The 16,037-nt window shown below is 51.3% G+C and carries 16 protein-coding genes; 9 read left to right on the top strand and 7 right to left on the bottom strand.

The window, feature by feature from the left end:
• Nucleotides 1–388: 388 nt before the first annotated feature.
• The gene (locus NYE69_RS00080) at nucleotides 389–1,369 is read right to left on the bottom strand and encodes a LacI family DNA-binding transcriptional regulator (protein WP_036619173.1); all 981 of its coding nucleotides are present in this window, start codon (nucleotides 1,367–1,369) and stop codon (nucleotides 389–391) included.
• Between the two features lie 236 nt (nucleotides 1,370–1,605).
• Nucleotides 1,606–2,817 (bottom strand): MFS transporter, encoded by a 1,212-nt coding sequence (locus NYE69_RS00075; RefSeq protein WP_115311329.1) that lies wholly within the window; start codon nucleotides 2,815–2,817, stop codon nucleotides 1,606–1,608.
• Between the two features lie 128 nt (nucleotides 2,818–2,945).
• Between NYE69_RS00075 and mobA the strand changes: the two genes are divergently transcribed.
• On the top strand, nucleotides 2,946–3,593 hold the full coding sequence (gene mobA, locus NYE69_RS00070; RefSeq protein WP_124332446.1) for a molybdenum cofactor guanylyltransferase: 648 nt from the start codon (nucleotides 2,946–2,948) through the stop codon (nucleotides 3,591–3,593).
• Here the strand turns inward: mobA and moaA are convergent.
• Nucleotides 3,590–4,597, bottom strand: coding sequence for a GTP 3',8-cyclase MoaA (gene moaA, locus NYE69_RS00065; RefSeq protein WP_036619179.1), 1,008 nt, complete (start codon nucleotides 4,595–4,597; stop codon nucleotides 3,590–3,592). The two genes, mobA and moaA, sit on opposite strands and share 4 nt — an antisense overlap.
• A 477-nt stretch (nucleotides 4,598–5,074) precedes the next feature.
• Here moaA and NYE69_RS00060 point away from each other — a divergent pair, with 477 nt between their 5' ends.
• From NYE69_RS00060 to fni, 4 genes are all read left to right on the top strand, one after another.
• The gene (locus tag NYE69_RS00060; protein ID WP_230877241.1) at nucleotides 5,075–5,215 is read left to right on the top strand and encodes a hypothetical protein; all 141 of its coding nucleotides are present in this window, start codon (nucleotides 5,075–5,077) and stop codon (nucleotides 5,213–5,215) included.
• A gap of 46 nt (nucleotides 5,216–5,261) precedes the next feature.
• Complete coding sequence (locus NYE69_RS00055; RefSeq protein WP_230877242.1) at nucleotides 5,262–5,768, top strand: TorD/DmsD family molecular chaperone; 507 nt, start codon at nucleotides 5,262–5,264, stop codon at nucleotides 5,766–5,768.
• A 295-nt stretch (nucleotides 5,769–6,063) separates the two neighbouring features.
• A complete protein-coding gene (gene cls, locus NYE69_RS00050; RefSeq protein WP_036619181.1) occupies nucleotides 6,064–7,572 on the top strand; it encodes a cardiolipin synthase in 1,509 nt (502 codons plus the stop codon).
• A 217-nt stretch (nucleotides 7,573–7,789) separates the two neighbouring features.
• Nucleotides 7,790–8,818 (top strand): type 2 isopentenyl-diphosphate Delta-isomerase, encoded by a 1,029-nt coding sequence (gene fni / locus NYE69_RS00045; protein ID WP_036619182.1) that lies wholly within the window; start codon nucleotides 7,790–7,792, stop codon nucleotides 8,816–8,818.
• A gap of 1,026 nt (nucleotides 8,819–9,844) precedes the next feature.
• On the opposite strand, the gene NYE69_RS00040 is transcribed toward fni, so the two are convergent.
• Nucleotides 9,845–10,792: an IS110 family transposase gene (locus NYE69_RS00040; RefSeq protein WP_249732660.1), complete on the bottom strand. Its 948-nt coding sequence runs from the start codon at nucleotides 10,790–10,792 to the stop codon at nucleotides 9,845–9,847.
• 648 nt (nucleotides 10,793–11,440) lie between these two features.
• Here NYE69_RS00040 and NYE69_RS00035 point away from each other — a divergent pair.
• Nucleotides 11,441–12,013 carry an ECF-type riboflavin transporter substrate-binding protein gene (locus NYE69_RS00035; RefSeq protein ID WP_036619183.1) on the top strand — a complete coding sequence of 191 codons (573 nt, stop codon included), beginning with the start codon at nucleotides 11,441–11,443 and terminating at the stop codon, nucleotides 12,011–12,013.
• A gap of 16 nt (nucleotides 12,014–12,029) precedes the next feature.
• Nucleotides 12,030–12,518, top strand: coding sequence for a GNAT family N-acetyltransferase (locus NYE69_RS00030; RefSeq protein WP_036619184.1), 489 nt, complete (start codon nucleotides 12,030–12,032; stop codon nucleotides 12,516–12,518).
• Between the two features lie 357 nt (nucleotides 12,519–12,875).
• Here NYE69_RS00030 and NYE69_RS00025 read toward each other — a convergent pair whose 3' ends face one another.
• Genes NYE69_RS00025 through NYE69_RS00015 form a run of 3 tightly spaced genes read right to left on the bottom strand, consistent with a single transcriptional unit; the run spans nucleotide 12,876 to nucleotide 15,234 of the window.
• Nucleotides 12,876–14,342 carry a recombinase family protein gene (locus tag NYE69_RS00025; RefSeq protein WP_340922453.1) on the bottom strand — a complete coding sequence of 489 codons (1,467 nt, stop codon included), beginning with the start codon at nucleotides 14,340–14,342 and terminating at the stop codon, nucleotides 12,876–12,878.
• 14 nt (nucleotides 14,343–14,356) lie between these two features.
• The gene (locus tag NYE69_RS00020; RefSeq protein WP_128630338.1) at nucleotides 14,357–14,557 is read right to left on the bottom strand and encodes a helix-turn-helix domain-containing protein; all 201 of its coding nucleotides are present in this window, start codon (nucleotides 14,555–14,557) and stop codon (nucleotides 14,357–14,359) included.
• A 17-nt stretch (nucleotides 14,558–14,574) separates the two neighbouring features.
• Nucleotides 14,575–15,234 carry a LexA family protein gene (locus NYE69_RS00015; RefSeq protein WP_128630337.1) on the bottom strand — a complete coding sequence of 220 codons (660 nt, stop codon included), beginning with the start codon at nucleotides 15,232–15,234 and terminating at the stop codon, nucleotides 14,575–14,577.
• Nucleotides 15,235–15,382: 148 nt separating this feature from the next.
• Between NYE69_RS00015 and NYE69_RS00010 the strand changes: the two genes are divergently transcribed.
• Nucleotides 15,383–15,631, top strand: coding sequence for a helix-turn-helix domain-containing protein (locus NYE69_RS00010; RefSeq protein ID WP_128630336.1), 249 nt, complete (start codon nucleotides 15,383–15,385; stop codon nucleotides 15,629–15,631).
• Nucleotides 15,628–15,795 carry a hypothetical protein gene (locus tag NYE69_RS00005; protein ID WP_178075771.1) on the top strand — a complete coding sequence of 56 codons (168 nt, stop codon included), beginning with the start codon at nucleotides 15,628–15,630 and terminating at the stop codon, nucleotides 15,793–15,795. The genes NYE69_RS00010 and NYE69_RS00005 overlap by 4 nt, the downstream gene beginning before the upstream one ends.
• The last annotated feature ends 242 nt before the right edge of the window (nucleotides 15,796–16,037 follow it).

Genomic DNA, 16,037 nt, shown 5'->3' with positions numbered 1-16,037 from the left:
CTTTGGGTGGAACGACGGCTGGAATGGATGGATGATAGATGAATGATAGATGATAGGTGAATGATGAATGATGAATGGTGGGTGAATGATGGATCAACTGCAAAAGTGCATTTCATATTCTACAAATTTCCGTATTTTGAGCGGCTGAAATGCAAAAGTGCATTTGAATTGGGGCTATAGGATAAAAAAGTAACTTTGGAGCGGAAATGAACTGCACTTATGCATTTGGGCCGCCCGTTTTGAGGGCTATCGACAAAAATCGCATGCACCTTTGCATTTCGCGGGATTTGGAGCAAGTTGCGGCAACTTGCCGTAACTGGCCGTAATTTACGTAACTTCCCGTAACTTCCCGTAACTTCACGTACTTCCGCAGCATCAGTCCCGTCCCTCACACCGAGCTGCGCTCGATGAAGCGGAAGCCGAGCTCCTCGCTGGCCGGGCCGGGGCGCTGGCCGGCCAGCTGGCTGCGGACGAGAGCAAAGGCGCGGGCGCCGATTTCGGACAGCCGATTATCGATCGTCGTAATGCCCAGCACGGCGGAGATCGGCTGATTGTCGAAGCCGATGACGGCGAAATCGCCGGGCACCTCAAGCCCCCGGCTGCGAGCGGCCAGGATGAAGCCGGCGGCAACCTGGTCCCCGGTGATCAGCAGGGCATCGGGACGCTCCGGCATGGCCAGCAGATGTTCGACAAGCGCGGCGCCGTCCCCGATGTCGTAACAGCTGTCCAGCACCCATTCCTGGCGGGGGCTGCCGCCCAAAGCCAGCAGCGTGTCGTTGTACGCCGCAAGCCGGCGGCGCAGGCTGGGACTGTTGCGGCGGCGTCCCGCGGTGAATCCGATCCGGCGGCGTCCTTTGTCCCATAGATAGGTGATCGCCTTCTGAAAGATGGCGTAATGGTCGATGTAGACGGACGACAGCGGCCGGTCCCGAACGGCTTCACATAACGCGATCGGACCGTAGGCGGCGTAGGCCTCCACCTCGTCCAGCGGCAGCGACCGGGAACAGATGACCAGCCCGTCGATTTGCTTGTTGCGCAGCATCTCCAGCACCTTCCGCTCCTCATCGTGCCGGTAATCCGTCTGGCAGAGCATCAGTTGGTAGTTGTGAAGCAGCGCCTCCTGCGCCATCCCCTCCATCATCCGGGCGAAATAGTAGAGATTGATGCGGGGCAGGACGACGCCGATCGTCCGGGTCGTGCCTTTGATCAAATGAACGGCGTTCATATTGCGCGAATAGTTCAGCTTGCGGATCGCTTCCTCAACAGCTTTCCGCTTGGCTTCGCTCACGTAAGGATGATCGTTCAGGACGCGGGAGACGGTCGTAATGGAGACGCCGGCCGCCTCGGCGATTTGCTTGATGTTCGGCAAGCGGGCCAACTCCTTTCCAGTTTGCAGGGCGGTACACCCGGGCAAAAGCCGGTTTTGCAAACGCCGCAAAGCTTTCAAGCAGACGCAAAATCCCAAAGAAACGCTTGCTCTGGTATGCATTTCATATTTTACAATAATGATGCATCCAGAAAAACAATGCATTCCATCCGGCGTAACCTCGGCGGAGGGCGTGACGCTTGGAAGGCATTGTTTTTTCCTGTCCAAGGTTATCGATATTAGTACCGTTCCATGATCGGCGAATAGCCGTTTTTGTGGATACGATACCACATGGCCGCATAACCGAGCGCGCCAATGAGGGACAACCCCATCCCGGTACGATACATGACGCCGCCGCCGAGGTTCTGGTACAACCAGCCCCCGAAGAAACCGGCAATCAACGCGGCGAGTCCGCTGAGCGCAACCGTATAAACCGCTTGTCCGGCGGAACGCAGCGGGCGGGGCAGCAGCAAGGCAATCAGCTTGATGCCGACATAGAAGAAACCGCCGAACGTGACCGAGTGCAGCAATTGAATCAGCATGATCTGCGCCGGCTGGGTCGCATCGGACATCAAGTTCCATCTTAACGCGAACAGCAGGCTGACCGCTGTGATACAGCCGAGCAAAAACGTGATTTTTCGCTTAAAGTAGCGGTTCAGCACGGAAAAAGCGAGTACTTCAAAAGCCGTGGACAGAAAAACAGCGCCCCCGACCTGCAGGCGGGAACCGCCCAGTTCCGTGATGAACAGCGGGAGGAAAATGCCGTTGATCGCGTTTGGGATAGCCACCAGCAGGCCGAATACGGTAAAAGCGACGAAATATTTATGCTGCAGCGTCCGCGCGATTTCAACCGTTCGCAGCCACGGCGTATTCGACGTTTGGCGGATGGATGGCAGCAGCAGCGCGGACCCGATTGCCAGCATCAGGCAAATGCTGAACAGCAAAGAGATGCCGTTATGACCCACGGCGTCAATGATCGGCCCGGCCCCCAGCGCGACTAAGCTCCAGCCGAGCGAACCCCATATCCGGAAAATGCCGTATTTCCGCTCGCTGCCTTCCATGTAGCTTAAAACCAGGCCATTGCTATGCGAGAGAAGCGGGCTATGAAAAAAATAAAGCAAAATCATCGTCAGATATAGCATATGAAACGTATTCGCTTTAAACACCAAATGGCCCATGACGAGCAAGCCGAGCATCATAGCGATCAGAGCGGCCCGCGGATTTTGGCGCAGATCGCTGATGTATCTCCAAAACGGGTGAGCAAGCAAAGAGATGACAGGCCCGATCGCCATCAGGCTTCCGATCTCCAGCTTGTCCATGCCGATGTCCTGCAAATATAATTGAAAAAAGGCGGCGAAAATGACCATCGTTCCGTAAACGAAAAAGTTAAGCAGCCCAAGCGGCATCCATGAGGAGGGCGAATATCGTTGTTTGTCCCGCAAATGCGCCATTCCTTTCTGTCCGAGTCGGTAACGAAACCGGGAAGAGTTAACTATGTTCTCAATGTAACACAGAGGTGAAAAGGGATACAAACCAAGTTTTATGAAATTTTCCAATATTTTTAAAAGGGGAGCTGTTCGTGGAGACAACGGCCATTGTTCTGGCGGGGGGAAGATCCAGCCGGATGGGCGAAAACAAAGCGCTCATGAAGCTGGGGGGAATCACCGTTATAGAAAAAATCATCCGTGAGCTGGAGCCGGTCGCCGCCCGCATCGTGGTCGTGGCGGACGACAAAGAGGCGTACCGGCCTTTCGGCAAAGAGGTTGTGACCGATATGTACAAAAGCGCGGGTCCGCTGGCCGGATTGCACGCCGGCCTGGCTAACTCCGCTTCAACCTGGAATATCGCGGTGGCGTGCGATACGCCGTTTGCCAACCGCGGTTTGTTCCAGGCGCTGCTCCGGCAGGCCCGGCAGTCGGAGGCCAAAGCCGGACGGGAAGGCGGAGCCCTCGCTACCGAAGCGGTGATCGCCCGCACGGGCGAGCGGGTTCACCCGCTGCTGGCGGTATACCGGCGCAGCGTGCTGCCGGGACTGGAGCGGGAGCTTCGCCTCGGACGCTACAAAATGACCGCGTGGCTGGACGGGCTGCGGACCGAATATGCCGGCGGGGAGACGCTCGCCGCCGCTGCGGGCCTACCGCAGGAATGGCTGGCCTTCAATATGAACCGGCCGGAGGATTATGAAAAAGCCAAAGCTTGGCTCGAAAAAATGAAAGGCCCGCTTTAACCGCCAATTTGCGACATGCGGCGCACGGTTGGCGTATGGCTTTGCTGTTTTTTCTCCAGCGCCAGCGCCATTTCATGGTTTTTCGGCTTGCCGCCCAGCGCTTTCAGGAACATCGCGCGAATGCCTTCCCGGTCGCCGGCGGCGGCCAGCGGGCGGACATGCAGCTCGTCCGACCAGTACAGGCAAGCTTTAATGTGGCCGTCCGCGGTCAGACGCAGGCGGTTGCAGTTGTCGCAAAAATGTTCGCTGACCGGATGGATCAGGCCAAACGTGCCGGCCGCGCCGACAACCCGCTTGCTTTCGGCCGGACCGTTTCCTCTTGGGCCGGCCACGTCCTCCGTTTCCCAGCCGGCTTCCCGGCATACTTCGTCAACGGTAGACAGCGGCAAATAGGTGCTGCGCCAGGAATCGGTCGCGCTGCCGATCGGCATATATTCGATGAACCGAACATGCAGCGGCTTATCCAGCGTCAAAGCGATAAAATCACGGATTTCATCGTCATTGACCCCTTTCATCAGCACGACATTCAGTTTGATGGGGTCGAAGCCGAATTCAACGGCCGCCTGCAGCCCTTCCAGCACCCTCCGGACTTCTCCCCCGCGCGTGATCATCGCGAAGCGGTCCTGGCGCAGCGAGTCCAGGCTGATGTTGACCCGGTTCAGGCCTGCTTGTTTGAGCGCGGCCGCCTTGCCGGCCAGAAACATCCCGTTCGTCGTCATGGCGATATCTTCAATGCCCGGGATTCCCGAAAGCATGGCGATTAATTTGTCCAAATCTTTGCGAACCAGGGGCTCGCCCCCGGTTATCCGGAGTTTGCGAAGACCCATCGGAGCAAGCGCCGAAACGGTTTCGGCAATTTCCTCATAGCTCATTATTTCATCGTGCGGTTGAAAAACCACTCCTTCTGCCGGCATGCAATAGACACAGCGGAGGTTGCAGCGGTCGGTCACGGAAATCCGGAGATAATCGTGTTCCCGGCCGAAGGAATCAAGAAGCTGCTCCATACGGGGCGCCTCCTTTCTTTTTGGTGCTTCAAATTTAATATATATCTCGAGGATCAGTCAATGCGTTGGCACACATTGTTCAAGTATATTTTACGGCGCAGGACGATAGAATGTTATTAAAAACAAGTGTAAAAAAAATCACATAAAGCGCTTACATTGGCTGTTATAATGAAAGTAAGCGATACGTGACCCCCTTAATCATGTGTCGGTATATGCGATTGAGATGATTTCCGGCATAGAAGGAAGTCATCTTTTTTTGAAAATGCGAGTTCAAAAAGTCAGGTTTTCAGGACCGAGAAGATTGGATGAAGCTAGGGACTGAGTAGCGGAGCGTACGTTTTGGGTACGTGAGCAACGGAAGGCCCGGCTGAATTCAAGATTCGACGTCGAGTCCGCTTCTTGACCTGCTTCGTGATCAAAAGATGACTTTTTGAACAACCTCTTAAGAAGAAATATTGGCAAGGAGATGACCTACCGATGGCAATGGCATATCCACCGTTTGTTTTTACGCAGGAACAGGTTCAGTGGCTGGAGCGGCGCGGGTGGGGGTACCGGGTGTTGATGGATTTTTTGAGCCGTCCGCCGCGGATGTCGCTGATCGCCCATTTGGCGATATAAAGCGGAACTGATCGGCCTCATTCCGGCGAGCCGGGGCGGGCACAAATTGATCGGCTATCTGAAAAGCATACCCGAACAGCAATTTCGCCAGGTTTGCGTCAGGGAGGCGGCGGAATACGAACGCCTGTTTACGGGCCGTGACGCCGTAATGACCTCCTGCGAAAGCCTGTTTCGCTGCAGGACGGAAGGAGCCGACGCGGCTGTCTGCATCTCCGAGGTGCGGAAGATCTATATGGAAAACGGTATTGTATTCAATAAATTAAACGGGGAACGCGACGATCACATTGCGTTGGAGCTGGAGTTCATGGCCGTGCTGGCCGAAGGTATGCTCGGCAAGAGCAGCCTGCCGCACACCTGTCTGACGCTGGCGGACGCGCAGATCGGTTTTCTGGAATCCCATTTGCTGAAATGGGCCCGGCCGTTTGCGAACGAACTGATGCTGGTCTCGTCCAGTCCGTTATATACGGGGCTGGCGGAGCTGCTGGATGAATTTCTCGATCATGATCTGCGGCAGCTCCGGCAATGGCGGGATACGCAGGCGCGGCCTATATAAGTCGAGCTAAAGAAATCCGGGACGGGCAGCGATCGCAAGAATATGTCACAGCTAGCCGGCCATTTTCCGGAACGTAAACGGCCCTGAACAACCCATCAAACGCGCGGGCCGGCCGCAGGGCCGTTTATGTGCCGACCGATCCCGGTATTTTTCCTCCTCTAGCGTCCTTCTTTTTAAAAAACCCCCCCTCCAAATTTCTCATCTCTATAATATTTAACTCTTGTCAGTAGGAAGAAAAGCAAGCTTCATGTAAAATAGAAGCAGCATCATTAGAGAGAAAAAAAGGGGTACTGGCATGAGACGGGGACTTCAAATCATTATTATCGTGGCGATTCTTTTTGCTTTTTACTATTTCGGATTTGGCGTCTTCGGGAAATTCGGGGGTACGTTGGTCAGTATATTTCAGACGCTCACGGTCATCACAATCGGTCTGGCGATATTTATGGAAAACCGGAATCCGTCCAGTACGGTGGCCTGGATTCTGGTGCTGGCCCTGCTGCCGGTAGTGGGGCTGCTGCTTTATTTTTTGCTGGGACAAAACTATTTCAAACGGCGCAAGTTCGATAAAAAGGCCGAGCAAAACCAGCTTAGCTATGAACGGATCCACTTTAACGGCCATTTGCTGCCCCGGGATCTGTCGCAATTCAGCCCGAGCCAGCAGCGGCTGCTGCAATTGGCGCAGCGGCTGGCCCGCACGCCTTTTTCCATGGCCAGCCGCACCAGGGTGCTGACGAACGGGGAGGAGACGTTTTCGACGCTGCTGAAAGAATTGAAAAAAGCGCGGCATCATATTCATATGGAATACTATATTTACCGTGCGGACGACATCGGCCGGGAAATCCAGAAAACGCTGATCCAAAAAGCCCGGGAAGGCGTCGAAGTGCGGTTCATGTTCGATGCGGTCGGCAGCATCGGTCTGCCGAAATCGTTTATCAAGGAGCTGCGGGACGCCGGGGTCAAGGTCGGCATTTACGGGCAGATGCGCTTTTTGGCGCTGTCCAGCCGGGTCAATTACCGCAACCACCGGAAAATCGTCGTGATCGACGGCAACACCGGGTTTATCGGCGGGCTTAACGTCGGGGACGAATATTTGAGCCGCAGCAAAACGTACGGTTTTTGGCGCGATACGCATATGCTGGTCAAAGGCGAGGCCGTCCGGTCGCTGCAGATTATTTTTTTGCAGGATTGGCAGTACGTGACCGGGGAAGAAATTATCGACCTCGCTTATTTGTCGCCGGAGCTGGAGCAGGGCTGCAGCGGCGCGGTGCAGATCGTGCCGAGCGGACCGGACAACGAGAGCCGGACGCTGAAAAACATCTTTTTCGCCATGATCACTTCGGCCAAAAAATCGGTCTGGCTGGCGACGCCGTATTTTATTCCGGATGAGGACATTTTGACCGCGCTGCGGGTGGCCGGGCTGTCAGGTATCGACGTCAGGATTTTGTTCCCGGCGAAGCCGGACAAATGGCTGCCGTTTCTGGCGTCGCATTCGTATTTTCCGTCGCTGCTGGAAGTCGGCGTGAAGATCTACGAATATGAAAAGGGCTTCCTGCATTCCAAGCTGCTGATTGTGGACGGCGAAGTGGCCACCGTCGGCACGGCCAATATGGACATGCGCAGCTTTCATTTGAATTTTGAGGTGAACGCGCTGCTCGTGCAAAGCGACAGCATCGCCAAAATCGTGGAAAATTTCGAACGCGACCTGTTGTCGACGAAACTGATCGACCGGGCAAGCTTCATGAACAAAAAAATCGTGGTCCGTTTCGCGGAATCCGCGGCCCGGCTGCTGTCGCCGCTGCTGTAGCCGGCGTCTGGACCAGGGCCGGAGCGCCGGGGGGAAGGGCTGAATGCAGAGGCTAAATGTAAAGGCTAAATGCAGAGGCTAAATGCTAAATGCTAAATGCTAAATGCTAAATGCTAAATGCTAAATGCTAGAGGCTAACCCGCTCACCGGCCGGATGACCGAAGAAAACAAAACGAACTGAGTTCACGAAAGCAAATCGCGGCAAAGGAGGCGGATTATGGAGAATACGTCCGAACGCAAAACCGAGCATATCCGCTTATGCCTGGAAGAACAGGTCAATGCGGAGGGGATCCGCACGGGATTTGAAAAATATGTGTTTCGGCATAACGCGCTGCCGGAGCTCAATTTTGACGAGATCAGCCTGAAAACGACGTTTTTGGGCGCGCCGATTCGGACGCCGCTGTTGATCAGCTCGATGACCGGAGGCAGCAAGCTGGCCGGGGAAATCAACATGCGCCTGGCCGAGGCGGCGGAGCGGCGCGGTTGGACGATGGGCGTCGGCTCGATCCGGGCCGCCGTGGAAAGGGACGAGCTGGCGCCCACGTTTGCGGTGCGGCGGTTCGCCCCGTCCATTCCGGTCATCGCCAATTTGGGCGCGGTGCAGCTGAATTACGGCTACGGCCCGGAGGACTGCAGAAGGGCGGTGGATATCGCCGGGGCGGACATGCTGGTGCTTCATCTGAACGGCTTGCAGGAGGTGTTCCAGCCGGAGGGAAACACGTCCTTCGGCGGGCTGCTGTCGCGCATCGAGCAGGTGTGCAAGGCGCTGCCGGTGCCGGTCGGCGTGAAGGAGGTCGGCTGGGGGATCGACGGCGGTACGGCAAAACGGCTGCGCGGCGCGGGCGTCGCTTTTATCGACGTCGCCGGCGCGGGCGGAACAAGCTGGAGCCAGGTCGAGAAGTTCCGCAGCGGCGATCTTGTCCGCCGCGCGGCGGCGGAAGCATTCGCGGATTGGGGCATCCCCACCGCCGAATGCATCCGCGAAGTGCGGGCGGCGGTCCCGGACGCCGCCCTGATCGGCAGCGGGGGCCTGAACACCGGCGTGGACGCGGCCAAAGCGCTGGCGCTTGGCGCGGACCTAGCCGGGTTCGGCCGGGCGCTGCTGGAACCGGCGGTGCATTCGGAGGAGCGGCTCGACGCGCTCCTGGAGCGCGTCGAGTTCGAACTGCGCACCGCCATGTTCGGCATCGGCGCCGGGAGCATACCGGCGCTGCGGAACACGGCGCGGCTCGTGCGCCGGGAGTAGGCGCACCGGCGCGCTGGATAGCCCCGCCGTGCTGGAGCGCTAGATGGCCGCGCTGTGCTGTGAGCGCTGGCTGGCCGCGCCGTGCTGGAGCGCTAGATGGCCGCGCCGTGCTGGAGCGCTAGATGGGCCGCGCTGTTGGAGTGCTGGCTGGCTCCGCCGCGCTTAAGGCCGGCCTGCTCGGGGCCGATTGGGGTGGCGCTCCTGGTGCAGGCGGGGTTGGGCGCCCCAGGTTTAGGTTAGGAGGCCAACGCTTCGTCACAAGTCGGGCCAGCTAGCCTATGGGCTAACGTCCCTAGGGGCTCGTCTGACCCCAAAGTTGGGGGGATAGCCCCAAGCCAGAGCCTTCCTTTTAAAAATCTCGCGATTAGCGGTAATTTTTGTCGCTATTTTAATGTGAGAAGCCAAAAACCTCTGAATAACGGTAAAATTTTCACCTATTTTATTGCGAAGGGGCTGAAATCCGCACTTTTCCGGTAGCCCCTACCCAATAACGACATAAAAGTCCGCTATTTTTCTCGTGCTGCATTTTGGCGCGTAATAGAGCCCTTTTTTACCGCTATTTTTGGCGCGATGGCCATTTCCCGTAAAAGGTGCCCGGATATCTAACGGTTGCAGCAGCGGCTATTTTCCAAAAAAAGACCTTTTCTAAATTTATACGAAAAATAACTCAACGCGTTAAAGTGTGGAAGCGCGTCGAAACAAAAAGGGGGGGTGTTTGATTCTTTTTTTCCATAATATGGGTTTATACTGAATTCAGTTCATGAAGTTCAACTTCATAGCCCATCTGTTTGATTTTTCGAATCCAGTACTCGATGGTTTTTTCACGTTTACCCAAATAGTCTGCGCCCAGTTCCTCGTAAGGCACTTTATCTCGTAGGACGACGTAGATGATCCGTAAGAGTAAATGTGAAACCGCTATAATGGCTTTTTGTTTACCCATTCGTTTGACTAGCCTGTAATATAAAGCGGATATCCGGGAGTCTTTGACCCTTATGGCGGCCCAACCGCATTGACAAAGTACGGATTTTAGTCCCTTATTTCCGCGTTGGTTCTTTTTTCGTTTTTTTTACCGTTACTTTCATGGTTGGCTGGGCATACCCCGGCCCATGAAGAAAGGTGAGCATCGGATGGAAAATGTGACATATCTGTACCCAATTCGGCCACGATGCTCGCCGCTGCATCATGTTTGATCCCAGGAATAGTGTCCAGCAACTCCATTTCCAAGCGATAAGGCATAGTCAGTTGTTCAATTTCTGTTTCCAGTTCTTGAATCTCCTGTTCTAGATACGCAATATGCTCCAGATGTCTTCGAATCATTTTCCGATGATGAAGGCGTAAACGGCCGTTTAGCGCCTCAATAAGTTCGGGAACTTTGCGTTTCAGAGACGACTTCACCATGTCACGAACCTGCCGTTCATTAAGCACTTCACCGTTGACAATGGATTCAAGTAACAATCGGCCGGAAACCCCAAAGACGTCTGACATAAAGGTGGTGAGTTTCAGATTGGCATCTTGCAATATCTTGTGAATCCGGTTCTTCTCTTGGGTCACATTCTGCAGGAGTTTCCGGCGGTATCGAGTGAGGTCACGCAAGTCGCGAATATCTACGCTCGGGACAAAACTTTGCTCGATTAATCCGCTTCGGTGTAACCGGGCGATCCACTCGGCATCGCTATAGTCGGTTTTTTTGCCTGGAACATTCTTGATGCGGGCCGGATTGGCGAGGGTCAACTTACAAGAATCCTCCAGAATGTTCCATACCGGCTTCCAGTATACCCCGGTGCTTTCCATGGCCACATGGGTACATTGTTGATCTTCGAGCCAGTCTTTTAAACGAAGTAGTTCCTTGGTGGTCGTTCCGAATGTCTCGATTTCTTTTGACGGTCTCTTGTCGAGCGGACCGTACAGAAGGCAGGCCACGATATTATCCTGATGGACATCTATACCTGCACATCGTTCCAAAATCGCATCCAAAACGAACAACTCCTTTCTGGATGTTTTAAGCAGATCATGCAACCTTGTATAAAGATGACACTTTATACTCGTACTCGTGGTAACAATCGGCGATTCTCGTGGTTGCAATTGGTCCGATTCTAACACGGAGTGTTTCTCCAAAATGTAATCGACCTATGATCCACCTATAATTATTACCTCATAAAGTGAGTGCGTGTACAACCCATATTTTTCATATATGGCGGTGGCCGCCAGGCCATATTTGATTCTAACGGTTGCGAACGCCGTTATTAGCCTGGATCCGAGCAAAAATTACCGATTTTCAATGAAATAAGCAGCATGGCAACCGTTACAATTTGAAATCAACGTTCATGGAACAAATAGCGCTTGTGGCAACCGTTAGAATATTTGTGTGTGGCTAGAAAATGTATCTTGTTAGAAAACAGATTTGATGCAACGCTAGTGCGTGGCAGCGGTTAGTTCCCTATTTTTCATTGCATCTCCGTAAATTACCTATTATATTGAAGGGGAATATCGGCCTGCGGGACGGCACCCCTCCATGAAATGGCGTATATGGCGCAAACAGGCGACTGGCCGGCCAATTAACAGGAATCGAAAACCGGAATTCCCGGCTTTTCGTCTTTTTCTTTAGCACAAGGAGGAGCGATGATGAAACCATCATTGTGGGCATGGAATACAAGAACGGTGGTGGCGACCGGCATTGGGGCCGCATTGTACGGGGCGGCCAGTTGGATCAACGTCCCGATCGTGCCGGATACCCAGCTTCGGCCGGCCATCGCGCTGCTGGCGATACTCGGGGCGTTGTACGGGCCGGTCGTCGGCTTTATCGCCGGGTTTATCGGACATGTATTCAACGACCTGATTACGAGCGGCGCCGTTTGGTGGAGCTGGGCGCTGGGTTCGGGCATTACGGCGGCCTTTATGGGGTTGGTTTACATGTTCAAGGACTTCAACGCTAGAGAAGGGCGGATGAATAAAAGCCACTTGGTCCCGTTTGCCGTTTGCGGAATCGTGGGGATTTTCGTTTCCCTGACCTTTTCCGGCTTGTTCGATATCCTCGTCATGGGCGAGCCGCACGATAAAATCGTCGTGGAAGCCGTAACGGCAGGGCTCGCCAATGCCGCGGTGTTTCTCATTCTCGGTTTGCCGTCCGTATGGGCCTATGCCAAACGCAACCGGAGCAACCCGAATTTGAGCGTGGACAGAATACAAAACAAATGATAAGGCAGGGGACTTCATGGTTCAATTGATTCCTATGAGCGAAGCCGATTACCGCGGCTTCCGCAGCCGGTCGGTCCGCGATTACGCGGAGGACAAGGTGGCCGCCGGAACGTGGACGGCCGAGGACGCGCCGGCGCAGGCGGAAGCGGCGTTCCGCCGCTTTCTTCCGGACGGCGCAAATACGAAGGACGCCTACCTGTACCTTGTCCGGGACGCTTCGCGCGGGGAGGCGGTCGGGCATCTGTGGTTTAACGTCATGGAACAGGAAAAAGGGCGGATCGCTTTTATTTTGGATATTTTGATCTACGAGGAGCATCAAGGCCAAGGCTACGGCAAAAGGACGATGGCCGCGCTGGAAGAAGAGGTTCGCCGGCTGGGCCTGGACACCATTTCGCTGCACGTCTTTGGCCACAATCAAAGAGCCTTCGAATTGTACCGGAAGATGGGGTACGAAGTGACGGACATCCAGATGACCAAAGTTTTGGCGGGGGAACCCGAGGCCTGACGGACGGTAACGAGTTTGGGCGAAGGGAAAACGGTCAGCGAACTAAAGGCAACTAGGCAAGCGTCCGGCTGACAGGTTTGACCGGTACACCTGACCGGAGCGCCTAAACGCCGGATTCAACCGGCAGCCACGGCCCGGAGCCTTGTCCCGACAGATCGACTGCCAGGCCCAACCGGCAGGCCGTACGGCTGGACGGAGTATGCCGCCAAACCGCTGGTTTTCGGGATGTCCTTGAAATATCTCCGGCGTATCGGTACTATGGTTGAAGGAAGATGAGCAATTACATGAATGAGGAGTTGTCATAAATATGGCTTTAAAGGCTGGCATTGTGGGCCTACCGAACACCCTGCGAGAGATTTAATCCGCGCGCCAAATAACAGCTATGTCGCTCCCGTTCATGACCTCTATTTCATAAACCATTTCTCTAATAATTTCTTTCGTCTTTAAACGATCTCCAGATAATAAATCCTTAATGCTTGCCTTGGCTCTTCTAATCAGTTTTGTTTCTGCTTCATCTTCTAATTTTTCTGAACTCGATGCCTCTAACAATTTGTGGAGTTCTGCACGTTGCCTTTCTACCTTTTGGGTAGCTGCTTTGAGATCGTGTGCGGTTATAAGATCATCATTAAATGCATCTATTTGTTTTTGCATGTTTTTATCCAAACGGGCTAACTTTGCTTTAATTTCATCTTCGTTAATTGATTGGGATTTTGGTTTTGATAAAACTAGATTTAAAGTACCAGGAGAAGCTTCTGCCATCTTCTTTATTCTATTTAGTATTGCTGCTTCTATACCATCTCGACTGATGTAGTGGTGAAAACATTTTGCTCTTTTTAAATACCCGTCGCAGAGGTATTTGTAATGAATATTTTCTTGGTTTAATTTTTTTGAATAACTCCTGCTCATTTTTCCGTTCATTTTACTTTTGCAATGACCGCAAACAACAAGACCTGATAATAAATACCGGTCATCAGTAGTGTGTCTTCCTAATCTTCTTCTTGCTTGAAAAAGTTGTCCTAGTTTCTTGAAAGTTTCTTCATCTAAAATTGCGGAGTGATGGTTCTCGATATAGATCCATTCGTTTTCGGGTCTTGTTATTATTCTCGATCCATCTTTATAAGTTTTATTGTAAACAAAATCACCTATTAAGGTTTCGCGTTGAAATAATTCCCTAAACGTTTTTTCGTGCCATTCGTTACCCTCTTTGGTTTTGATATTGTCGACAAAGTTCCAACGTTTAATTATTTGTCGTAAAGGCGTCCCGGAAAGAAGTTCATTGGCCGCTTTAATAATTTCAGTTGATTCATCAATATTTATCACATATTCACCATTAATGATGTCATATCCAAAGCAAGGACGAGAGATAACCTTGGTGGTATTTCTCGCAATGGAAGTCATGTTATCACGTACTCGTTCTGAGTTGCGCTCCCTTTCAAACTCCGCCACCATTCCAAGCATTTGCAAAACCAACCTGCCGGCAGGTGTTGAGGTATCGAAACCTTCTGTAGCCGAAACATAATTGAAGCCGTGTTTATTGAAAAATTCGTTAAGAGATAAAATATCAAACAGTTTTCTTGAAAGCCTGTCCAATTTTGTTGTTAAAATAATTCCACCCTGTTTGTCCTTTTTTACACGATCCAACATCCGAGTTAATTCAGGGCGATTAAGGTCCTTTGCGCTATAACCATCATCAATAAAGAAAATCGGTTCATCCCATCCCATGGCCTTACAATATGCCGTCATTCTCTCCATCTGTTCACTAAGAGAGTTCCCCCTTTCTGCTTGTTCGTCGGTGCTTACACGTGGATAACCAAAAACCTGCATATAAAATCCCCCTATCAAAAAATTAAATCTGTAATTGTCACTCCAAGAGCTTCCGCTAATTTCTGAACGTTGCCCATTCGAGGCTCTTTTTTACCATCTTCCCAACACCCTATATCCTTCTTTTCAACCCCAATGATTATTGCGAGTTCTTCTTGGCTTACCCCTCTTTCTTCTCTGATTCGTTTCAGGTTCTCGCTTAGTTTTATTTCTTTCATAACTATTCCACCCTTTTTTATAATGAGTTATTGAGTTTGAAATGCCCCATATAAACACCACAAATGGTTATTTCATTAGGTAGCGCTTTAATCGATTTGTATTTTTCGTTTTCTGGCACCAAGTTAATAACGGGCGACCCCTCGCTCCACTTCATTCGTTTTAATGTCCCTTCTTCATCGCCATTAATCAACGCAACTACAACTTGTCCATTAAAATCAGCCCAACTACTTTTCTTGATGTAAACAATGTCTCCATCTTCGATTCCAATTCCACTCATGCTATCCCCCTTTACTCTCAAAGCAAAATCGGGCTGTATTTTGTTGGGCATTGGGTAATAAACGTAATCCTCAATATTTTGTTCTGCGAGCAATCCATCCCCAGCACAAACATTTCCAACTATAGGGATTAGGTTGGAATTATATATATTGTTTTTAGATTGAAATGTAGGGTCGATTTCGGCCTTACTGACTTTCAGATAATCAGCAATTTTTTGAATACTCCCAGGAGTGGCTAAAGTTTTTTCATTAAGGTAGTCAGAAATAACACTAGTGGAAAGTTCCGTACCTTCGGCTAATTCTTTTTGAGTAAGTCCTTTTCTTTTTAAGATTGCTCTTAAATTAAAAGCAATACCTTTCATTAGTTCCTTTTCCACTTCCGTGTATTTCTTTCTTGCCACTTTGTTTATCCTCCTAAAAAAATCATTATATATCCGTTATAAACCAATTTAATTCTGATTTCAAGTAAAAAATTTCGATAAAAACGTATTGACAATTCGATATTAACGGATTACGATGGAATCACACCGACAGAAAGGAGTTGATCAGATGTATCAAATCACACTGCGAGCAGCAAGAGTAAACAGAGGAATGACGTTGGAGAAAGTGGCAAAGGAGGTTAAAAGAAGCGCCAAAACAATAAGCAAATATGAAGAAGATTCAACTAAGATTCCTCGGGGATTATTTTTGTTGCTTGTGAAATTGTATGATGTTCCCGAATCGATGGTTTATTGCGGCAAAGAATCCGTTTTTATCGGATTTAATCGAAATTACAGAAAGAAAAGAAATGTGTCATGAGAAAGAATGAAATCAAAAAGGAAGTCAGGATTGTATCCGAGTCGGTAGTTGATCGTAATGGAAAAGTCATCGGAGAAAAGCCGGAGGATTTTCCATCATTGACCAACAAGGCTAAGGAACTGATTGCTTATTTAGAAACAGGTCGAATTTACAAAGTTATTTAATAACTAACCACAAGGAGGAAACAAATGAACAAACAAATTATCGCCAATGAATTAAAAAGGCGTGCTGGTTTTCCATTTTACAACTTTGGAGTTAGGCAAACAAGAGTACTTTGGTCGGAAGTTAGCAAATGGGTTGAAGAAAATTGCAAGTTTTCGGAGAAGGCTATTTAACCAAAAAGGAGAGATTGAAATGAGTAAAACAGTTGAACTACAAATTAAAAAAGTGGTTGATGATTTGTTCA

It is taken from the genome of Paenibacillus sp. FSL R5-0527, from assembly GCF_038008055.1.
Lineage (GTDB): Bacteria > Bacillota > Bacilli > Paenibacillales > Paenibacillaceae > Fontibacillus > Fontibacillus macerans.
Note: the sequence above shows the minus strand (reverse complement) of the source record. Positions and strands in the feature narration are given on the sequence as shown.